At 68.6% G+C, this 21,409-nt stretch carries 17 protein-coding genes; 3 read left to right on the top strand and 14 right to left on the bottom strand.

What is annotated here, in order from left to right:
• Window positions 1-5 precede the first annotated feature (5 nt).
• Both LuPra_RS06305 and LuPra_RS06300 read left to right on the top strand, forming a co-directional pair.
• On the top strand, window positions 6-512 hold the full coding sequence (locus LuPra_RS06305; RefSeq protein ID WP_110169958.1) for a GNAT family N-acetyltransferase: 507 nt from the start codon (window positions 6-8) through the stop codon (window positions 510-512).
• Window positions 513-735: 223 nt separating this feature from the next.
• Window positions 736-1,353, top strand: a complete 618-nt coding sequence (locus tag LuPra_RS06300; RefSeq protein ID WP_157898810.1) for a YceI family protein — start codon at window positions 736-738, stop codon at window positions 1,351-1,353.
• A 50-nt stretch (window positions 1,354-1,403) separates the two neighbouring features.
• Here LuPra_RS06300 and LuPra_RS06295 read toward each other — a convergent pair whose 3' ends face one another.
• From LuPra_RS06295 to LuPra_RS06240, 12 genes are all read right to left on the bottom strand, one after another.
• Complete coding sequence (locus LuPra_RS06295; protein ID WP_110169956.1) at window positions 1,404-2,807, bottom strand: PAS domain-containing sensor histidine kinase; 1,404 nt, start codon at window positions 2,805-2,807, stop codon at window positions 1,404-1,406.
• 45 nt (window positions 2,808-2,852) lie between these two features.
• Window positions 2,853-3,053, bottom strand: a complete 201-nt coding sequence (locus tag LuPra_RS06290; protein WP_110169955.1) for a hypothetical protein — start codon at window positions 3,051-3,053, stop codon at window positions 2,853-2,855.
• Between the two features lie 116 nt (window positions 3,054-3,169).
• Window positions 3,170-4,528 carry a sigma-54-dependent transcriptional regulator gene (locus tag LuPra_RS06285; RefSeq protein ID WP_110169954.1) on the bottom strand — a complete coding sequence of 453 codons (1,359 nt, stop codon included), beginning with the start codon at window positions 4,526-4,528 and terminating at the stop codon, window positions 3,170-3,172.
• A gap of 142 nt (window positions 4,529-4,670) precedes the next feature.
• Window positions 4,671-8,069, bottom strand: coding sequence for a M20/M25/M40 family metallo-hydrolase (locus tag LuPra_RS06280; RefSeq protein WP_110169953.1), 3,399 nt, complete (start codon window positions 8,067-8,069; stop codon window positions 4,671-4,673).
• A 181-nt stretch (window positions 8,070-8,250) separates the two neighbouring features.
• Window positions 8,251-9,030, bottom strand: coding sequence for an endonuclease/exonuclease/phosphatase family protein (locus LuPra_RS06275; protein WP_157898809.1), 780 nt, complete (start codon window positions 9,028-9,030; stop codon window positions 8,251-8,253).
• Between the two features lie 7 nt (window positions 9,031-9,037).
• Entirely contained in the window at window positions 9,038-9,631 is a 594-nt protein-coding gene (locus tag LuPra_RS06270) for a hypothetical protein (protein WP_157898808.1), read from the bottom strand.
• Between the two features lie 122 nt (window positions 9,632-9,753).
• Window positions 9,754-11,532, bottom strand: a complete 1,779-nt coding sequence (locus tag LuPra_RS31640) for an RDD family protein (protein WP_157898807.1) — start codon at window positions 11,530-11,532, stop codon at window positions 9,754-9,756.
• Window positions 11,529-11,984, bottom strand: a complete 456-nt coding sequence (locus tag LuPra_RS06260; RefSeq protein WP_157898806.1) for a hypothetical protein — start codon at window positions 11,982-11,984, stop codon at window positions 11,529-11,531. The genes LuPra_RS31640 and LuPra_RS06260 overlap by 4 nt, the downstream gene beginning before the upstream one ends.
• On the bottom strand, window positions 11,981-12,520 hold the full coding sequence (locus LuPra_RS06255) for an RNA polymerase sigma factor (protein ID WP_110169949.1): 540 nt from the start codon (window positions 12,518-12,520) through the stop codon (window positions 11,981-11,983). The genes LuPra_RS06260 and LuPra_RS06255 overlap by 4 nt, the downstream gene beginning before the upstream one ends.
• A gap of 67 nt (window positions 12,521-12,587) precedes the next feature.
• Entirely contained in the window at window positions 12,588-14,072 is a 1,485-nt protein-coding gene (locus LuPra_RS06250) for an enolase C-terminal domain-like protein (protein ID WP_110169948.1), read from the bottom strand.
• A gap of 90 nt (window positions 14,073-14,162) precedes the next feature.
• Window positions 14,163-16,175, bottom strand: a complete 2,013-nt coding sequence (locus LuPra_RS06245; RefSeq protein ID WP_234800755.1) for a TonB-dependent receptor plug domain-containing protein — start codon at window positions 16,173-16,175, stop codon at window positions 14,163-14,165.
• A 7-nt stretch (window positions 16,176-16,182) separates the two neighbouring features.
• The gene (locus LuPra_RS06240; RefSeq protein ID WP_110169947.1) at window positions 16,183-16,476 is read right to left on the bottom strand and encodes a DUF167 domain-containing protein; all 294 of its coding nucleotides are present in this window, start codon (window positions 16,474-16,476) and stop codon (window positions 16,183-16,185) included.
• Between the two features lie 160 nt (window positions 16,477-16,636).
• Here LuPra_RS06240 and LuPra_RS06235 point away from each other — a divergent pair, with 160 nt between their 5' ends.
• Window positions 16,637-19,108, top strand: a complete 2,472-nt coding sequence (locus LuPra_RS06235; RefSeq protein WP_110169946.1) for a glycoside hydrolase family 127 protein — start codon at window positions 16,637-16,639, stop codon at window positions 19,106-19,108.
• Between the two features lie 113 nt (window positions 19,109-19,221).
• On the opposite strand, the gene LuPra_RS33030 is transcribed toward LuPra_RS06235, so the two are convergent.
• Window positions 19,222-20,658, bottom strand: coding sequence for a M20/M25/M40 family metallo-hydrolase (locus tag LuPra_RS33030; protein WP_234800754.1), 1,437 nt, complete (start codon window positions 20,656-20,658; stop codon window positions 19,222-19,224).
• 126 nt (window positions 20,659-20,784) lie between these two features.
• On the bottom strand, window positions 20,785-21,189 hold the full coding sequence (locus LuPra_RS06225; RefSeq protein WP_110169945.1) for an REP-associated tyrosine transposase: 405 nt from the start codon (window positions 21,187-21,189) through the stop codon (window positions 20,785-20,787).
• Window positions 21,190-21,409: the final 220 nt, after the last annotated feature.

The raw sequence follows: 21,409 nt of genomic DNA, 5'->3' as shown, positions 1-21,409 counted from the left end.
ACGCGATGCTGATTCGGCCAGCGACTGACGCGGACGTGTCGGCCCTGAACGCGCTCGTAACGGCGGTGTCTCGCGAGCGCGCCTACCTCGGCTCCACGGAGGGCTTTACGCTCGAGCAGACGCAGGGCTACATCGCCCACCTGCGCCAATCGAACGGCATCGCGCTGGTGGCCATCGACGGCGACCGACTCCTCGGCTGGATCGACATCGCGCGCGGCCCGTTCGAGGGCCTGACCCACTACGGCCGACTGGGCATGGGCGTGGCGCCGGACTCGAGGGGCCAGGGCCTCGGGCGGCTCCTGCTGGAGCGGGCCCTCGACGAAGGCTTCGGGATGGGACTCGACCGCATCGAACTCGAAGTATTCGCGTCCAACGTGCGAGCCGTGGAGTTGTACCGGCGGACCGGGTTCGTCGAGGAGGGGAATCGTCGCAGTGCACGGAAGCTGGATGGCGTGTACGACGACATCCTGATGTTCGGCTTGCTGCGTCACGAATGGCGGACCGCGGGGTAACCCACGCAGGTAAACGCGGCACGCGCACCAGGGTCTCGCGAGCGACTCCGGCAGCCCCCGAGGTCGTGGGAATTATCCCCACGGACCCATGAAGCCTTCCCCACTGATGCGCCCCGCGCATCGCAACGATGCGAAACACGCCGGAACGGGCCCGACCTTGCGCGGCACGCGAGTTGCCATCTCTACGGCATCAGTGCTGTTCATTCCGCCGAGGTATCCCGTCATGACACTCACCTTCAACCATACGAAACTGCTCGCGAGCCTCGTGGCCGCCCTGACCTTCCTGGCTGGCGCGGTGTTCGGCCAGGAGTCTCCGGTCGTCGTCTCGAGCGCCAAGGTCACGATCTCGGGCACGTCCACGGTGCTCGACTGGAGCGCCACCACCAACGACGCGAGGACACGCAACGTCAACGTCACCAAGGATCTGCCTGGCGGCGACTTCTTCTGGGTGGGCGTGATCCAGCCTGGAGCGGTGCAGTCGTTCGAGGTGGTCGTGCCCGTCGCGGCGCTGAAGTCCGATCGCGACGAGTTCACGGCCGACATGCACGCGGCACTCAAGGCCGACCTTCATCCCGACATCGTCTTCACGCTCTCGCGCATGGAGAAGAAGGCAGGCGGCGCGCTGGCCTTCGGCACCCTGCGGGTGGCTGGCGTCGAAAAGGAAATCTCCCTGCCGCTCGCGACGACGCTGCGCAACGGCAAGCTGCTGGTTCAGGGAAGCGTGGACCTACTGATGACCGACTTCGGCATCGCGCCGCCGACCGCGATGATGGGCGTGCTCAAGACCGATCCGAAGGTCACCATCCGGTTCGAGACGATGCTGGCCAAGCCGACGACCTAGTCGCGGCCGTGATGGAGCGCGGCCAGCGGCTCCTGGCGCCCTGGCCGCCTTCAGCCGCTCCCCGTCGCCCGCGGAAGCGTGAGTGTGAACACCGTGCCGCCCTCCGGCGGGCAGTGCACCGACAGCGAGCCGCCGTGCAGTTCCACCGTCCGCTGCGCGATGGGCAGCCCGAGGCCACCGCCGCGCGACTTGGTGGTGAAGAACGGCTCGAAGACCTGTTCTCGAATCTCCAGCGGGATGCCAGGGCCCGTGTCGCGCACCTGCACCTCGATCATCCCGCCCGACGCCGGCGTGGAGAACACCGTGATCCGGCCATGGCCAGCCAACGCCTGGGCGGCGTTCAGGACCAGATTGAGGATGGTCGCCCGGGTCAGGTCCGCGTCCGCCAGCACCGTCAATGGCGCCCCGACGGCCTCGAACTCCACGCCCTTGCCGGCGGGATCCTGGAGCACGGTCGCAAACACGTCGTGCAGGAGCGGGGTCAGTTCGACTTCAGCAGGACGCGGCGGTCGCGGACGCGCGAAGAGCAACAAGTCGTCGATCAGTTCGTTGAGCGATTCAGTGCGCGCCAGGATCTCCTGCATCACCGCGCGCTCTGGATCGTCTGCCTTGCGGCGTCCCAACAGGACCTGCATCGCGCCACGGATTCCTGCCAGCGGGTTGCGGACCTCGTGCGCGAGCACGGCAGCCATCTGGCCGACACGCGCCAGTGCGGCCTGGTGCGTCAGCGAGTCCTCGGCGGTCTTGCGGGCGGTCACGTCGGCGCGGATGGCGATGTACTGGTACGGTTTGCCCTCCTCGGTCACGAACGGCACGATCGTGGTGTCCACCCAGTAGAAATGCCCAGCCTTGGCGCGATTGCGGATCTCGCCGTGCCATACGTGCCCGTTGGCGATGGTCCGCCACAAGTCGCGAATGAACTCGGGCGAGTGGTAGGCCGAGTTGATGATGCGGTGATCCTGCCCCAGCAATTCCTCGCGTGAGTAGCCGGAAATCTCGAGGAACTTGTCGTTCACATAGGTGATGCGGCCCTTGACGTCGGTCGTGGCGACAATCGCCGATGCGTCGAGTGCGCGCTTGAAGTCGCCGAGCTGCTCGAAATGCGCCGCGGCCCGTCCCTCGAGCGCCACGAAGCGGCGCACGACGATGGCGCTGATCAGAAAGACCAGGATCATCAGCGGATAGTTGACGATGACCCCAAGGGTGAGTTGGCCGTTCCAGCCGGCATAGAGGTCAGCCAGCACCAACACCGTCGCAACGTATGCCGCGACAAGCGGAAAGGCCGGCTGCGGGCTCCAGAGGCCGAGCAGGACCACACCCACGTACAGCATGCCGATGGCGCTGCCGATGGGCGCCCCGAGATCGGCAGCGAAGATCGCGGCCGTGAGCACCAGGCCCAGGACGGGCAGGGTGCGCGGACGAGAGAACGCGAGGCGACCGATGGGCGTGAACACGCGGGCTGATGCTATCGCAGGGCAGTGGCAGCGGCAGCGGCGCGGTCAGCCCGACGGCGGTCGCGGCGGCAGGGCGAGGGCGGGCACGACCGGTCGGCCGTCACGGACACGCGCGGACCAGAAGTTCCCACACGGACACGCGTACCACGCGATCGTGAGGGTGCTGCCGGCCAGCGGTGGCACCAGCAGCTGCCCACACGACGGGCAGGTCATCGCAAGGGCCTGCAGGCGCTGTCCGGTGGTCATGCCCTCGACGGAGCAACAGCCGTGCCGCGCGGATCGGGAAGAAAAACAGGGAAGGGCGGCCGAGTGCGGCGACAGCGGTGGAACTCTCCCGCCGCCGGTGGGAAAACTCCCGCAGGCTACGTCGTCGTCTTCGCGAGACCGAATTTCTCGATGCGGTAGCGAATCTGGTCGCGGTTGAGGCCGAGCATGGTGGCGGCACGGGTCTGGTTGCCACCCGACCGTTCGAGGGCCTGGACGACAAGGCTGCGCTCGAGTTCCTCGAGATTGACGCCCTCCGCGGGTAGCGACACCCCCGCTGACACAGGCGCCCCGCCGGCCAGTGCCGGGAAGTCCAGGGGCTCGAGCCACGGGGCGTCGGTGAGCAACATGGCCCGTTCGACGGCGTTGCGCAGTTCGCGGATGTTCCCCGGCCAGCCGTAGTGCTGCATCGCCTTCAGCGCCGTGGGCGACGCGCCACGCACCGACTTGCGGAACTCGCGGTTGAACTGATCGACATAGAACGCCACGAGGGCGGGGACGTCTTCGAGATGCGAGCGCAGTGCCGGCAGTTCGATGGGCAGCACGTTGAGCCGGTAGTACAGGTCGGATCGGAAGTGCCCGCCCTTGACCTGATCCTCGAGGTTGCGGTTGGTCGCAGCGACGATCCGCACGTCGACGCGCACGTCGTGCTGGCCGCCGACACGCTTGAAGGCCTTCTCCTCGAGCACGCGCAGCAGCTTGGCCTGCAGCGCCGGCACCATCTCGCCGATCTCGTCGAGGTAGACGGTGCCGCCGTCTGCCGATTCGAGCAGGCCCCGCTTCTGCTGGCGCGCGTCGGTGAACGCCCCCCGCTCATGGCCGAACAACTCGCTTTCGAGCAGCGTCTCTGGGATCGCCGAACAGGTGATGTTCACGAACGGCTTGTGCGAACGGTCGCTGTTGAAGTGCAGGACCTTGGCGGCGAGATCCTTGCCGGTGCCGCTCTCGCCCGTGAGCAGCACGGTGGACGCCGGGCTCGTCGCGACCCTCCGCAGCAGCGCCTTCACGCGAATCATCGGCGGCGAATCGCCGACGATGCGCTCCGGACTGTAGGGTTGCGCCTTCTCCGCCCGGAGGCTCCGCACCTCGCGACGCAGCTGCGTGGTCTCGAGCGCCTTGGCGACGAGATCCGAGACCGCGTCGACGTTGAACGGCTTGTTGGCGACATGGTAGGCGCCGGTCTTCATCGCCTCGACGGCGGTATCCACCGTGGCATATGCCGTGAGCAGGATGACGACGACGTCGGGGTCATGCTCCTTGATCTGCCGGAGCACGGTGACGCCGTCGATGTCGGGCAGCTTGAAGTCCAGCAACACGAGGTCGACGCCCTCGTGCACCTTGTCGATGGCTTCCTGCCCGGTCGCCGCTTCGATGATTCGCAGCCCGTCGGCCTGCAGGCGTTCGGACAGCGACCACCGGATCAGTTGTTCATCGTCGGCTACGAGGATCGTCGCCATCGCGCGAAGTATATCGGCTTCCGGGCGCGGAGCGCCCGGAATGCCGGGATGCCGAGAATGCCGCGATGCCAAATGAGGCCCGTGCGCGTTCGGCGTTCGGCGTTCAACGTTCGGCGTTCCTCATCATCCGCCCCGGCGTTCGTCAGCGTGCCGTCAACGTCACCGTAGCCGTCTGCCGGGTCCCGGCGTGCTCGAACACGATCGGCACCGACTGGCCGGGCGCGAGCGCCTTGAGGACGTCCGAATACACACTCAGTGACGCCAGCGCCTTGCCGGCCATTTCGAGGAGCACGTCCCCTGCCTGCATGCCGGCTTGCTCGGCAGGCGATCCTGGCACCAGCCCCGAGGCCTTCACGCCGGGGCCCTCGAACGCGAAGTCGGGCACGATCCCGAACCCCGCCCGCCGCGCCCCTTGCGGGCCTGGCGCCGCCGCCGTGGTCGTCTGTGCGCCTGGCGCCGCGATGGTGATGGTCAGCGGCTCCGGCCGGTCCGCCAGATAGGTCACCGCCTCACGCGCGACAGTCGCCACCCGCACGAGGCCGGCGACATCCACCTTGTCGGCCGTGTCGCCCGGCCGGTGGTAGTCGGTATGCGGGGGCGTGAACAACTGCACCGCCGGAATCCCCCTGGCGATGAAGCTCGCCTGATCGGACGACTCGAGCCCCTGCGAGGCAAACTGCGTCTGGATGCCCGTGACAAAGCCGATGCCGCGGAACACATGCGGCCACTCGGTGGCCGTTGCCGATCCAATCACGCCGAGCGGCGCCGTGCCGAGCCGACCGACACTGTCGATGTTGAGCACGGAGCGGATGCCCTCGCGCGGACGCACCGGATGCTCGACGTAGTGCTTCGACCCGAGCATGCCGGCCTCCTCCGCCGTCGTCGCGACGAACACGATCGTGCGTCGTGACGCGCCGGCGTCGGCCATCGCCCGGGCGACCTCGAGGAGCACGGCCACGCCGCTCGCGTTGTCGTCGGCGCCGGGATGCAGCCGGCCTTCGTCACCGGCCCGCGGACCTGGCCATCCCATGCCGAGATGATCGTAGTGGGCCGTGACCACAATGGACTGTGCGCTCCATGCCGGCTCGCTGCCCTGGAGCACGCCGACGATGTTGGCCAGTGTCGCCGGCTTGCCGTCCGGCGTCTGCGAAGTGGTGAATTCCTGCCGATACGAGCCGCCCGGCATGCCGGGCGCAAGGCCGGCCGCCTTGAACTGTGCCGCCACGTATGCCGCGGCCTTGTCGAGACCAGCGGTGCCGACGCCGCGGCCCTGATACTCCGCGGACGCCAGCGTCGCCACGTGTGCCTTCAGTGACGCGTCCGAAAAGACGGCGGGCAGCGTCGCGAGCGGTGCACGCGCGAGCGTGAGCGGGGCAATGGCCATGTCGCGGCGGGTGCCGGTGCGAAGATCCACCGACAGCGGCGAGTCGGACGCCTGCCACTGCCCCTTCAGCATGTTGACCGGTTCGGCGCCCTCGAATCCGAGGTACGAGTACTTGCCGTAGTGCGGCAGCTTGCGCGCGAGGCCCTCCATGGCGTCGACGCGATCGGCGACGATCCAGCCGATGGCCCTGGTGGCGTCGCCGGGATGACGGCGCACGAGGATCGCCGCGTGGTCGCGCAGCGGCATCGCCTGCGCGTCGATGGTCACCGCGCCGGCGTCGAGGCGGACCGCCGTGCCATCGACGAGGTCCTTCGCAAAGCGGTTGCCGCGCCCGAACAGCCACACCGAGCGATCCGTGGGGAGTGACGTCACTTCGGTGTCGAGGACGACTTTCGGCGCGTGCGCCGGCGCCTTCCAGCTCTCCGCCATGGCCCGGTAGGCGGCGGTGTGGGCCGGATCCTCGCTCGCGGCGATGACGACGAGTGGCGCGGCGTCGCCGAACAACTGCCCGAGCGACGGCGGCGTCTCGCGGGCATCGAGCCGGCGGAACAGGTCGAACGCGGGATCCACGTGCAGCATGAGGGGCGGGTCGGCGGTCTCGATACGGAACGAGGCGGACGGTCCGGCCAACGCCACCTTCGCATCCACGGCCTTCCCCGTCGTCTGCACGACAACGGGCACGTCGACGGCGAATGGGGCACCCGGCTGCGTCTGCGAGATGACGCCCTCGACGACGTAGGTCCCGCCGTTGGCGTGTGGCGGAGGTCGATCGGCGTCCGGCGTTCGACGTTCGACGTTCGTCACGGCGGTGAGTCTCACGGCGAGTGCCGGCGCGCTCGCCCGTTCGATCCAGTCGGCGAAGAACCGGGCGAGATCCTGCCCGCTCACCGCCTCCATCGTCGTGCGCACATCGTCGAACGAGGCGCGCTTGCCCTTGAAGTCGCGATAGAAGCGGGCGAGGAACTTGCGGAAGTTCTCGTCACCGACCGCCCGCCGGAGCGCGTGGAAGCCCATCATCGTGCGTCCGTAGCCGATCGCTTCCGTTGCGGCGCTGTGCCGGCCGCGGAACTGCACGAGCGGGAAGTCCTGCGCCGACGACACGTAGTCGCGATACTTCTGCAGCGTCGAGCGTCGATACACGGCGTCCTCGCCGCGCTGCTCCTGCATCAGGTGATCGGCGAGGTACGCGGTGAGCCCCTCGCTCCAGTTACCGCGCGCTTCCTCGACGAATACCGAGTTGCCCCACCAGTTGTGGAGAATCTCGTGCGGATACGAGGAGGTCAGGATGAACGGGAACCTGATGATCTGCGGCCCGAGCAGCGTGAACGAGGGCATGCCGTAGCCGGTCTCCCAGAAGTTCTCGACGAGCGCGAACTTCTGATACGGGTACGGGCCGATCAGTCCGCGGTACATCTCCAGGTACTGCGCGGTGGCGGCCAGGTACTTCGAGGACAGCGCGGCATCGGCCTCGTGCAGGTAGACCTGTGCCTCCGCTGCACCCGCTGGCTGGGTGGTCAGTTGCAGGGGGCCACCGACAATGTGGATCTGATCGACAGGGTCTGTGGACGCCCAGCGCGCACGGCCATCGGCGTCGCGCGACGTGCCGGCGCCTTCACTGACGACACGCCACGTGTTCGGCTGTGCGACCGTCAGATTGAAGGTCATGAGCGCCCGGCCGACGAGCGGGTACCAGCCGCTGGCGCCAGGCAGGTAGACGCCGGTCCTGGAGACGATGCCGGGTGTGGATCGAAAGCCGCGCGTGTACTCCTCGCGGGCATCCGACAAGGCGAAGTCGAAGACGCCGGCGTACTCGACACGGAAGGACGCACCTGCCGCGGGCAGCGTCACGCGGTACCGCTTGACTGCAGGCGACGACCCCATGTCGCCGCCCTCCACGTCGCCAAGCCACGACACGTCGCCGAGCGCCACCTCCCGGACAACGGGCGTGGAACGGGTGACACGCAACCGCGAGTGCAGCAGGAACTCGACTTCGCGGAGGTCGCCGCCCGGCGTCACCTCCGCCTTGACGGCCACCCCACCCGTCGACGGGTCCAGCGTGACGTCCAGCGCCTGATGAACGCGGTCCTGTGCCGATGCGGTGCACGCCAGCATGCTGGCGCACAGCGCAACTCCCCCGAGCCGGAGTAGTCGTCGCATTGCGTGGACAATCCTACAATTTCACAATTTCAGGAATTTCAGGAATTTCAGGGACACCGCCATATTGGAACGACTCGAAGCTGAGGGCTCGAGGCTCAGGGAGCATGCTGAGGGGCGAATCATGCCGTTAGCGGTGAAATTCTGAAATTCTGCAATTCTGAAATTGCGTCGAGTCGATCGATCAGGACACCAGCGACAGCTCGGCGAGGATCGGCAGGTGGTCGGACCCACGCGCCGCCGCATCGGTACGGATGACGTCGCATGTCGCGACGCGACCAACCGACGCGGCCGGGGCGAAGACATAGTCGAGGCGCAGGTGCGGCTGCCACGAGGGGAACGTGAAGCCGGTCTCGCCTGGACGCCTGGCGCGGAAGGCGTCGACGTATCCGGCATCGAACACCTGCTGGATGGTGCGCCAGCGGATGTGGCCGCCACTCATCCAGACGAACGGGCGCAGCCGCAGCGGCAGCATGTGGATGTCGAGCCGTTCACCGGGCGCAAGGGTATTGAAGTCGCCGGCGAGCACATGGAACCCCGACGCGCGTGCCGCGACCGTCTCGATCAACGCCCGTACCTCGTGCACGCGTCGGCGCTCGGTCCACGCCGCATGCACCGCGCTCAGATGGACCCCGAAGAGGTGAACCTGGCCGCCGGCCGGCACGACATGCAGGAACGCGTGCCGCGAGATGCGCGGCTGCCGCCATTCGAAATGGTCGACCGGCTGGCGCGACAGGAATCCCAGCGACTGGCGGTGCGACGTGCCCCACTGCGCCATCCCCGTCTCGCGCGCCACCGCCTCGACCACGGCAGGCCGGGTCGCTTCCTGCAGCAACACGACGTCGGCCTGGCTGTCGCGAATCGTCGACGCGAGATCGGCCTCGCGGCCGTGCCCGCCGTAGCGGATGTTCCACGTCAGCAGCCGCAGCGTGCGCATCGTCTCCATCGGAGCGCCGTCGGTCACGGCCCGACTACTCGGACTCCGCGCTGCCGAAAAGGGTCAGGTACGGCTGGCCGATCAGTTCGCCACGCAGGGCGATGATCCAGTCGCGCGACGCCTGCACGTTGACGGGACGCCCGGCGAGTTGCGTCAGGTGCTCGCGGAGCTCAGCGAGCGCGGGAGCGATGTCCGGGGCGTTCTCACCCATGGGCCGTGTGTGTACGCCGGGCAGGTAGGACCCGGTCAGGGTGAATGCTCCGAGGACATCCGCACCGACCAGCGTCAGGTCGACGTCGCTCGTCCCAAGCCCGTCGGCGTCGAACCGGGCCTCATCCTTCCAGCGGAAGCCCGTGACCGCGCTGCCACGCACGATGGCACGGGTGCCGGAAGGCACGACCTCCGCAATGGCCTGTCGAAAGGCCTCGTAACGCTCTTGGTCTCCCTGGAAGACGAGCCGGATGAACGTCGCGCGCTTTTCCGCTTCCGTGAAGCCACCCTGCTCGTGCTGTGGGTCAGGTTCGGCGGGCGGCGGGTGCGGGCTGTCCAGGGCCATGCCCGGCAAGGAGCAAGTCCGGTACCACTTTGGGAATGCCGCGATGCCGCGAATGAAGAATTCTGTCCGCATCGAGCAAGCTCGACGCCTACGCTCCAGCCTTCTCCATTCCCAGCATTCCCGACATTCCGGCATTCCCGGCATTCCGGCATTACCCCCTGCCGTAGGCGAGGGCTTGCGAAGCTGAACCTCGCCTACGGCAGGGGGTAATGCTTCGGCACCCGCACCACGACCGTTCCCGACACCTTGTCGTGCCAGGACTGGCGCTCCGGATCGCGGAGGATCCAGAGCGCGCCGAGTCCGAAGGTCGCGATCGAGAACACGCCGACCAGGCCGCGCACGAGCACGTCGACGAAGCGAAGTGGCGCGCCGTCGACGCGCACCACGCGCAGCTGGCAGATGATGCCGCCGAGCGTGGTGGCCTTCCAGAACCAGAACGCCACGTGGTACACCACCAGCACTTGCACGAAGTAATCGCTCGGGTCGCGCAAGCTGCTCATGGCAGTCAGCATGCCGACCAGCAGGACGTCGAGCGCGAACGCCGCGGCGCGCTCTCCGAAGCTCGCACGTGGGTAGGCGAGCAACGCACGCGGATCCAGGGAAAAGTCGGACGCGTGCGCCGCCGGCGGCACGGCGCCGGCAAAGGCGGGCGGTGGCATCGTGTACGTATCGCCCAGTGTCGATCGGTGCATCGACAGATCCGCATCGCCGGCCCCGGCACCCTCGGCCAATGCAGGCGTGGCACCGAGTGCCGCGGCTTCGAATGGCGAGGGCGGCACGGGCGGCGGCGGCACCGGTGGCGTCTCGCGCGGCGCGCGCACCGCGGGCGGATTCTCGCGCCGATAGCCGCGCACGAACGCCAGCGTCGCCGCGCCGAGACCAAGCACACCACTCAGCCCCCACACGACAACGCCGAGCAGCGGAATCATGTAGGTGATCGTGATCACGACGAAGCCGATCACGAACGACCGTGTCGACTCGACGCGGCTCTCCATGTCGTCCTGCTCGAACAGCCGCGTACCAATCCAGCGGTTGACGGCGACCTTGCCGACGATCCAGGCGATCAGCAGTCCACCAAACAGCACCGGAAGCACGGCGATGCCAATCACCGTGACGGCCAGCAGCGCGACCACGGGCCCGGTCAGCACGAGGACCAGCACGCCTGCCATGAACGTGCTCAGCGGCCGTTCGGCGATGATGGTGGCCGACGCCGCCGTCGCCCGCGGGAAGAGCAGGTTGAGCAGCAACTGCACGAAGAACAGCACCGCGACCACTCCCCACACCCACCCGATGTCGGGCACGATCAGCCGGCCCAGCAGCAGGCCTCGCGTGATATAGGGCACCGACTGCCGCAGCCCCGTGCCGAGCAGGGGCACCCCGACCACGATCTGCTCGCGGCCCGGACGGAAGTCCGCCGGCGCATCCAGGGTGCCGCCCACGAGCACCAGTTCCTGGCCAACGCTTGCCCCCGGCTCGATCGTGGCCTTGCCACCGACCACCACGAGGGTGCCCTCGACGGACGCGCCGGACGCGATCCGCACGTCACCGAGCGTCACCGACAGGTCGCCGCAGACATGCCCCTCGACGAGGACGTTGCCGAAGACGACGACGAGGTCCCGGAAGGCATCGCCCTTGCGGACGACCTGATCCTGGCCGAGGCGGAACCCCGGGTTGTGCCCGATGCCGTCGCACGGGAACTCCGGCGAGGGGAGCATCGTGATGCGTTCCTCGCCCGGCGCAGGCGGAGGTTCAGCCGCGACGGCGGGCGGGGGCGTCGGTCGCGGCGGCCGCCCGGCCCGCGTCGATCGTTCGACAGTGGGCGCCTGCGGTGCCGGTTCAGGCGCAGGCGCGGTCGCGGGTTGCGCCGTCGTCGCCGCCGGACTCGCGGTCGCAGCGTCCGGTGTCTGGGCCAGCGCCGCCGGCCCCCACGCGCATGTCGCGCACATCAACGCCAGTCGGATCAGTCGGGTCATGACTGGGATGCCCCTCCAAGGGCCACGCGGCTCAACGCCGCCAAACACAACGCGCACGCGGTGCACAACGCCACCGTGAGCAGCAGTACCAGCCTGGCGATCGGCGCCACCACCGCCGACCACGTAAGTTCCATCACTCGCAGGAGAGCCGCGGTCGTCTCGGCGGCGCCGCCCACGTAGCCCGCACCCGTCTGCAACGAATGCGGGAGCAGCGCACCGAAGGAGGCCAGCAGCGTCGGCCACGCCCATCCGAACCCGCCCACCACCGCGGCAACCAACAGCACTGCCGCCACCTGCAGCGGCCACGGCCACGTGAACCACGGGTGCCCCACGTCCGGGAGGGCCAATGCGGCCATGACCCGCGGCCGGAACGTGCGCGGCGCACGCGGCATCGGCAGGTCCGCCAGGGCGCGATGCGCGAGCCGTTCGAGGTCGTCAGGTTCCATCGTCATGACAGCCACCGCCGCAGCGCGACCCGACCGCGATGCATGTCGGTCCTCACCTTGCCGACTGAGACCCCGAGCAGCCGCGCGATGTCGTCGCAGCCGTGCTGCTCGAAGTGGAACAACACGAGGGGCACCCGCTGGTGCGGTGGCAGCGCTCGCAACGCCGCCTCGAGTTGCGCGTGCCGATCAGCGTCGTCCAGCACCGCTTCCGGGCTGGCCTCGGTCGCGGCCACGTCGAACGCCGGCCCGCCGGCCTCACCCATCTCGCTGAAGAACCGCCACCGGGCGCGATAGCGCTCCAGGTGGTTGAGGCAGAGGTTGGTCGTGACCGTCTTGAGCCACCCCGGCACCGTTGCCTCCCCCTTCAGTTCCCCGAAGCGCTCGTAGGCGCGCAGGAACACCGTCTGGGCGACGTCCTCGGCCTCGGCCTCATTGGCCAGCAAGCGCACGGCGACGGCATAGACCATGTCCTGGTACTCGAGCACGAAGGCGTCGAACGCCGCTGCCCCAGGCGGGCCCGGCGGGTCGCCACGGGCGGCCATGTACTCCACATACCCGCTGGCGGGGGAAAAGTTTCAGGGAGCTGGTGAAGGACCGGGACCGGGCCCGTCAGGGCACGCGGGGGCCTGGAGGCACGGCGCCAAGGCCAGGGCCGGTCAGCTGCCCGGTGCGCATGACGCCGTCATGGATCGTGAACAGGCCCGGGAACCTCGCCTCCCAGGCCGCATTCGCCGACGGCACGAACTGGCGCGCGTTGGCCTCGATCCCGGCGTTGCCGGGGACGCGCGCGGCGATGCCCGCCGAGTGAATCAGCGAGGCGCCGGGACAGGTGAGGTCCTGCACGCACAGGAACATCCCGAACTTCTGGGCCGCGGCCGCCATCAGCATCGCCTGACTCTGTCCCTTGCACGCCTTGAGGGCCACTCCGGTGTAGCCCATCTCCCTGGCCACCAGCAGCGCCGCGAGGTCCACGAGCCCTTCGTCGACGACCACCGGCAGCAATTTCGAGGCCTCGTGCATCACGTTGCCGCGATCGTTGGCCAGGTCGCGCGACGTCGGTTGCTCCACGTACTTGATCCGGGCGAACCCATCGGGTGTCGCCTCGCGTACGCGCCGCAGCACGCCGAGCAGGTAGCCCACGTCCGGGCAGCCCTCGTTGAAATCCAGTATGTAGTGCCAGTCGCGGACACGACGCGCCTGCATCCCCGTACGTACGACGCGGTCGACGCGGGTGATGCGATCGAAGTCCTGCGCGTCGTTGCCGCCATTGAGCTTGATCTTGAAGTGCGTCAGGCCGTCATGCGCAATCCACTCCGCCAGCGTGTTCGGCAGGCCGTCGTCGAGCCGCACCTTGAGATCCGCGGGCTCGATGGCATCGCTCGCGCCAACCGAATGGAACACCGGCGTGACGGCGCGCGGCGCGGACGGGATGTAGCGATCCAGGTACTCGCCCGCGAACTGCGGGCCCAGATCCCGGGACAGGTCCTGCCGCACGTGCGCCTTCGAGTACGTGGCGTAACTGCTCACGCCGAACGCCTTGCCATACGCGTCGTGGATGGCGGCATCGAAGGGACTCGCCACCACCAGCGTGCACAGCTTGGGGATCGGGCTGCGCAGGTTCCGGGTTCGGCCTACCGCTTCAGCGGCCCGCAGGTACGCCGGCTCGAGCGCGCGCCACAGGTCGAGTGGATGTCCGTCTTCGTCGCACGCGGCGGTGACGTCACGCAGGGCATCGGCCAGCGCCATCATCGCGCCGAGCCCGTCTTCCTGGGTCGCCTTCGGAAACGCCCAGGCATTGCCGAGCGTCATCGATCCGAAGCCCCACGATTCGACGCCACTGCCGGCCCGCACGCGTACCTGCACGTCGAGGAGCGTCACGCGATCCACCGAGCGTCCGCCGAACATGTACGGCGCGCGATAGGTATGACCCGCGAACGCATGCGTGACCTCGACGATGCGGATGTCGGTCGGGCGGGCGGCGCGGATCGCCGGAGCGCCAGGCGCACGCCGCGGCACGGCCAGCGAGAGCGGCGCAAGGCACAGGCCCCCGATCAGGTGACGACGCGAAAGGGGCAAGGGCGGTACGGCGGGCATAGAGGCATTATCGCGTCGGGACGGGTCCACCGCCCCTGCACCAGGGCGGGTACCGGGTATCGGGTACCGTTTGCCGCCTGCCGCTTGCCGTCAGAAGGCGAACCGCACACCGCCATTCCAGACCCGTCCGTCGAGCGGCGCCCAGGCGCCGACGGTCCAGCGGCCATCCGGCAGGCGGGTCGGCCGGATCAGCGGGTCGTACGTCGTCTGGCGGACGTCGGCCAGGTTCTCGACGTTGAGGAACAGGTGCACCCGGCCCAGCCGCCGCTCGACCAGGCCGCCCAACAGGACGTACTCGCGGCTCGTCGCCCGGTACGGGTTGTCTTCAAGGCCTTGGCGCCCTGTGTAGTACGCCTCGGTCCCCACCCGTCCCCACTCGCCCTCGAGCATGGCATTCAGCGACGCCGCATGCGCTGGTGTCAGCGGCACCTCGCGACGCACGTCGCGATCCACATCCAGCTCGGTCGCGCGGGTCCACCCATGGGTGGCCATGGCGACAAAGCCACCATGGCGGTAGCGCGCCAGCAGTTCGGTGCCCCAGGTGCGCGTCGGCTCCGCGGCGTTGACGAGACCGACCGTGATGCCACGCTCGGGCACCACCAGGATGTGCGGCAGTTCGGCGAGCTGGACCGGATTGGACACGCGCGACCCGAACCCCGTGATGGTCACCTCGAACCCGCCATGCGTCCAGGTCAGGTCGCCCGAGAACGACACGGCCCGCTCGGCCTCGAGACCCACCAGGCGTGCGACGCGCGCCAGTCCCGTCTCGTCGGTCTCCTCGGTGAACGGCGTCGGCGCGAAGGATCCGCCGCCGCCTGACACCCGCATCGTCCATTCCGTCGATGGACGCAGGAGCAGCGAAAGGCGCGGACTGAACAAGGCGCCGTATTCGCTGTGGGCGTCCAGCCTGGCGCTGGCCGACACGCTCGCGATGCGGCCGAGGTCGATCTGATCCTGCGCGAAGACGGCAGGCGCGGAAAACGTGTAGGCAAACCGTGACTCTTCGACGGGAGCGTAGCGGTCCTGCTGGAACGCCCCGCCCAGCACCCACGCGTGGCGGCCGGATACGCCGGTCAACGACGCCTCGCCGAACGCAGTCTGGCGCGTGCCGCGCTCGCGCACCTCGCCGAATCGTCGATCCTGGCCGTTGCGGGAGTACGACCCACGCGCCGTCAACACACGCGTGCCGAGCAGCCATCGGCCGAGGCCGCCGACATCCGCGCGCCTCGTCTCGAGCCGCTCGGCGAACGGCAGCCCGTCGGGCGCGACCGCCGCGCCGATGGTACCGGCCTGGCGATCCTCGGCGATCACGCCACCAGTGAGGAACAGCGACGCGCCCGCGCCGGAATCGTAGAAGACGCGCGGCCGGACGACGCCGCGCTGGTAGGCCGCCACGTCGGTCCACCCATCGTCGTCCATGTCGTTGCGACGTTGGCCGTGGGCCCCTCCGAGCAGGGTCCAGGACCAACCACGGACCGGCGCACAACCGAGCCACACGGCGGCGTCGACGCCGCCCAGCGACGTGGCATTGAGCAACGTCTCGACGTGCGACTCCTCGGCGCGCCGGCTGACCAGGTTGATCACGCCGCCGAGCGCTGCGGGACCATAGAGCGCCGACGCGGCCCCCTTGATCACCTCGACCTGCCCGAGGTCCAGTGGTGGCACCTGCAGCAGGCCCAGCGAGTCACCGCCGGAGCCATAGAGCGGCAGGCCATCGGCCAGGAGCTGGGCGTAGCGGCCGCGCAGGCCCTGCACGCGGACGTTCGCCGCACCCAGTGACGGCGCCGTGGTCTGCACTCGAAGGCCGGTGGTCTCGCCGAGCAGCATCGCAACCGACCCTGGCGTCATCAGCGCCTTCTCCTCTATCTCCTCCTCGTCGATTACCTCGACACGCAATGCTTCGTCCTGCAGGCGGCGCCCGGAGCGCGTGGCCGTGACGACGACCGTTTCTTTGGCTTCGAGCGGTGAAGGCGGTGGCTCGGCATCCTCGGCCGGCGCGGAGGACGGTGGCGCGGGAGCCGGTGGTGTCTGCGCCTGTGCGAGGTGTGCAGCCGTGAGGCCGAGGGCAAGGGCGGCGGCGATCGCCCGCCGGTGCATCCGCATCAGTGCATTATCCCTGTGGCGCGGCCGCGATCACCGCCGCGGCGGCGGCGGCATCGATGCCTCTCATGCGCACGCGTTTGTGGCGGGAACGATCGCCGGACACGATCGCAATGTCCCGACGAGCCACGCCGAAGGCTGCCGCGAGTACGACAACGAGCTCGGCATTGGCCGCACCATCCACAGGCGACGCGCCAAGACGCACCACCACGGCGTCGTCGCGGGTCCCCGCGAGCCCGGACCGGCCGGCCCGCGGAATCACGCGGACCGCCAGCACGATGCCGTCGGCAGTCTCCTCGATCATCGCGTACAGGGTAACGCTTGATGCCTGATGCCTCATGCCTCATGCCTCATGCCTCATGCCTGACGCCTGACGCTCAACGCCTTACGCTCAACGCTTGGGCTTACGGCTTACGATTGATGACGGCGCCGCGAGGTCACGCCGCGGCTCGACTGGAGTTCCGATGTCTGCGTCCTCGTGCCGCTTCGCCCTGCTCGCTGTCGTCCTGATTGCCGGCGCGGCAGGCCGTGGACTGCTTGCCCGCCCTGGACACGTCGCTGCCGCTCAGGCAGCGCCCGCGCGCGACTACCCCGTCCAACCGGTGCCGTTCACGGCCGTGACGCTGGACGACGCGTTCTGGGCGCCGCGGATCGAGACCAACCGGACGGCCTCGATTCCGACGGCCCTCCAGCAATGCGAATTGACCGGACGTGTCGGCAACTTCCGGCGTGCGGCGCAGGTGCTGAGGGGCGAGCCGCTCGCCGATACGAAAGCACCAGGCTACCCGTTTGACGATTCTGACCTGTACAAGGTCATCGAGGGCGCCTCGTACGCCCTCAGCGTGCACCCGGATGCGAAGCTCGACGCCTACGTCGACCAGTTGATTGCGACGATCGCGGCGGCCCAGGAACCCGACGGCTATCTCTACACGACACGGACGATCAATCCGGCGGCACCGCATCCATGGGCCGGCAAGGTCCGGTGGGAGTTCGAGCGCGACGACAGCCACGAGTTGTACGACCTCGGACACCTGTTCGAGGCGGCGGCTGCGCACTACCAATCCACGGGCAAACGGACGCTGCTCGATGTGGCCCTGCGCGCCGCTGATCTGCTCGACCGCACGTTCGGACCAGGCAGGGCGTCGATCTGGCCTGGACACCAAGTGACCGAGATGGGGCTCGTCCGCCTCTACCGGGTCACCGGCAACGAGCGCTACCTGGCCCTGGCGAAGTTCCTCATCGACGAGCGCGGGCCGACCCCGGGAGTGAAGACCAACGGCGTCGGGCTCGAGTACAACCAGGCGCAGGTGCGCGCCGTGGAACAGACCGAACCGGTGGGTCACGCGGTGCGCGCCATGTACATGTACGCAGGGATGGCCGACGTGGCCGCCCTGACCGGCGACGTGGCGTACGTGCAGGCGCTCGAGAAGATCTGGACCAGCACGGTGGGCGGCAAGTTGTACCTGACCGGCGGTATCGGCTCGACCGGCGCCGGCGAGGCGTTCGGCAAGCCGTACGAGCTGCCGAACATGACCGCCTACAACGAGACGTGCGCGTCGGTCGGCATGGACTACTGGAACCATCGGCTGTTCCTGCTGCACGGCGACGGCCGTTACATCGACGTGCTCGAACGCACGTTGTACAACGCGCTGCTCTCCGGCGTCGCGCTCGACGGCAAGGCGTACTTCTATCCCAATCCGCTCGAGTCGGCCGGACAGCACCAGCGCAGCCCGTGGTTCGGCGTCGCGTGCTGTCCCGGTAACATCACGCGGTTTCTCGCGTCACTGCCCGGTTACGTCTATGCACACCAGGGCGATGCCGTCTACGTCAATCTCTACGCCGCCGGCACGGCGACGATCGACGGCGGCGCCGGTCACCGCGTACGGATGCGCCAACAAACCCGCTATCCCTGGGACGGTCTGGTCACGCTGACCGTGACACCCGAGACGACACGCACGTTCCCACTTCGCCTCCGCATCCCCGGATGGGCACGCGAGGCGCCCGTTCCGAGCGACCTGTATCGCTTCGCGGGCCCGGCTTCACCGCCGGCGTCCTTGTCGGTCAACGGCGTGCCGGTGCCGATTGAGGTCGAGCGGGGCTACGCGACCGTGTCACGCGCGTGGGCGCCCGGCGACACGGTCACGCTGGTTCTGCCGATGCCCGCTCGTCGCATCCGGGCGCATCCGTCGGTGGCGGCCGACCGCGGCCGCATTGCCGTCCAGCGCGGCCCGCTCGTCTACGCGGCCGAGTGGCCCGACAACGGCGGCGACGTGCGCAACGTCGTGTTGCCAGACGAAGCGGTGCTCGCCAGCGAGTTCCGGCCGACGCTGCTCGGTGGCGTCCAGGTGGTGACCGCCCCCGCGGTTGCGCTCTCGCGCGACAAGGACGACGCCATCGTCCGCACGACGCGCGTGATGACACTGATTCCGTATGCGACGTGGGCCAACCGGGGCCCGGGGCCGATGGCGGTGTGGCTGGCGGCGGTCGAAGATGCGGCGCGGCCGCGCCCCTTCCCGACGCTCGCGACGCGCAGCACGGTGACGACCTCGCCGGCTCGCCGCAGTCCGCGCTTCATCAACGACGGCGAAATGCCCGCCTCGTCATCGGATCCTGCGTCGTACTTCGATTGGTGGCCGCGCAAGGGCGAGACGGCGTGGGTGGAATACGCGCTGCCGGAAGTTGCAACCGTCGATCGCGTCGCCGTCTACTGGTTCGACGACACAGGCCGCGGCGAAGTCCGTGTCCCCGCATCGTGGTCGCTCCAATACAAGGACGGCGACTCGTGGCGTCCCGTCCAGGGGAGGTCGAAGTACCGCACCGAGCGCGACCGTCCGAATGTCGTCACGTTCTCGCCAGTGCGAACGACAGCACTCCGCCTCGACATCACGATGCAGTCCGGCTTCTCGGCCGGGATTCAGGAGTGGACAGTTCAGTAACGACTAACGCTTAACGCTTGACGTCATGCCTCATGCCCAATGCCTGAGACCTGAGACCTGAGACCTGAGACCTGAGACTGGAGGCGTAGGCCGTAGGCCGTAGGCTGTAGGCGCTACGGCTTCTTCCCTTCGATCCAGCTGGGCTTCTCGGTCGTCGTCGCGAGCCATCGCACCGGCTCCACAAGCGATGCAATCGCGTCCCGCATGTGCGGAATGTTGACGTGACGGAACTCGTCCGACGGCTGGTGGTACTCGCCGTGCAACCCGAAGCTGGACACGGTGTGGGCGACGACGCCTCGACGGGCGAAGCGGATATTGTCGGACCGCTCGAAAAAGCGCTGATCGGGGTGCGGATCCTGGACCAGCCGTGCCCCCCTGGCGGCCAACTGCGGGCCGAGCGTCGATCGCTCGTAGCCGGTCAGCCAGAGCGTGCCCGCTGGCACCTTCGGATCCGGGCGCCCGATCATCTCGACCTGCAGGTCGGCAACGATGTCGGTGAGCGGCACCACCGGCCGATCGACGAAGTACCGCGCGCCGAAGCCGCCACTCTCCTCGCTTCCGAACAACGCGAACACCACCGGCCGCCGCGGCCGCGGGCCACCGGCCAGCACCCGCGCGAGTTCGATCACTGCCACCACTCCCGACGCGTCGTCGTCGGCGCCGTTGTAGATGGTGTCGCTGACATCGCCGCCGACACTACGCACCCCGAGGTGATCGAGGTGCGCCGAGAGAATCACGGCCTCGGCCGACGCCGACGGATCGGTGCCGGTCAGGCGCCCGACGACGTTCCAGGTGCGGGTCCGGTCGCCAGCGACGAGTTCGGTGTCCAATCGCAATGACGTGCCATCGGCCATGGCGATGATGGCCTCGTGTGTCGCCGCGTCGAGCGTCAGTACGGTCGGCCCGGATGGCGGTGAGGGCAACGTGCCGACGACCTGCGTGGAGAGCCATTCGGACGCCTGTGCCGTGAGCTGCGCCCAATTGCCCGCCTGCGCCGCCGTGGCCTTGCGCAGGACCAGCGCGGCGCCGCTGAGCGACGACATCGCCGTCATGGGCGTGTCCGCGGGCAGGATGACGGCCGCGCCAGACGACACCGGCGTCCCGGCGACGAAGTGCTGCAGCGAGCCGCTGACACGTGCGGCGGCCACGGCGCCCACCAGGAATGCGGTGTTGCGCGTGTACGTACGATCGCCCGCCGTCAGCACCGGCGGCGTCGCCGCCTTGAAGCGTTGTACCCCCACCTCCTGCACGAACCAGCCGTCGTCGCCCATCGGCTCGACGCCCAGGGCGGCGAGTTGCGCACCGATGTAGGTCGCGGCGATCCACTCGTCGCGGGTGCCGCTGCCGCGTCCGTTCAGGGCGTCGCTGGCGAGGAACCGCATGTGCGCGGCGATGCGCCGTTCGAGCAACGACGCCTCGGCCTCGCCGGTGGGCGGCGCCTGTGGTGGCGGAGCTGTGGTGCCGGGCGCGCCGCCAGTGCGCGACGCGCACCCGCCCGTCACCAGCGCGATGAGACAAACGACACAGAGCGTTCGGGGAAGCCGCGACATTCGCGCGAATTTAGCACGCGTGGTGCGATCGGCTCTGCGATCTCGGCGCGGTTCAAGGATAGGGCCCGCTCTCCGTGGCACCGCCGTTTCGACGGTAGGGCCCGCTCTCCGAGCGCGGCCCAAGGCCTACCGCTCGTACAGGAACTGCCAGTCCTGCGGGTTGGCGACGAGGCCGGCGCGGACGGGGTTCTGGCGTAGATACGCCCGCTTGGCCTCGAAGTGCTCGCCGATACGAAGCCGATGCTCGAAGAAGTCCTGCTGCCACCGCACCTGGCTCCGACATGCGACGAAGCGTTTGAGGTCGACGATGGTCCTCTGGATGTTCATGGACGGCGGTATCGTCGCGAGAAAATGCAGGTGATCGGGCATGAGCACCAGCACGTGCAGGCGCCACCGTCCGAGTTGCTGGTACGTCTCCAGCGAATGCGTCACCAGCATCGCGACGGCAGGCACGCACAGATGATTCTCGCCGCGTGGAAACGTGCAGAGCGTGAGCAGATAGCACTGGTCGCTAGAGATCCAGGGTGGCACCGCAAGTGGGAGGCGGCAGCGACGCGGTGTGGGGTGAGGCGCGGGTCCATACGACTGGACCGCAGCATTTCAGATGCCGTCGCGTGCAACGCGGATGACAGCGTGAACACCTGGCTGGGTCGCAGCAACTGCCATGAGCGCGAGCGTGCCGGCTGGCATTCGCTGCAATCGACACCAGCGGCCACCTCCGAGCGCCGCCCGTAGCGTGGGCCGGGTTCGG

It is taken from the genome of Luteitalea pratensis, assembly GCF_001618865.1.
GTDB classification, from domain to species: domain Bacteria; phylum Acidobacteriota; class Vicinamibacteria; order Vicinamibacterales; family Vicinamibacteraceae; genus Luteitalea; species Luteitalea pratensis.
The sequence above is the reverse complement of the archived record's forward strand: the minus strand, read 5'-3'. Positions and strand labels throughout refer to the sequence as shown.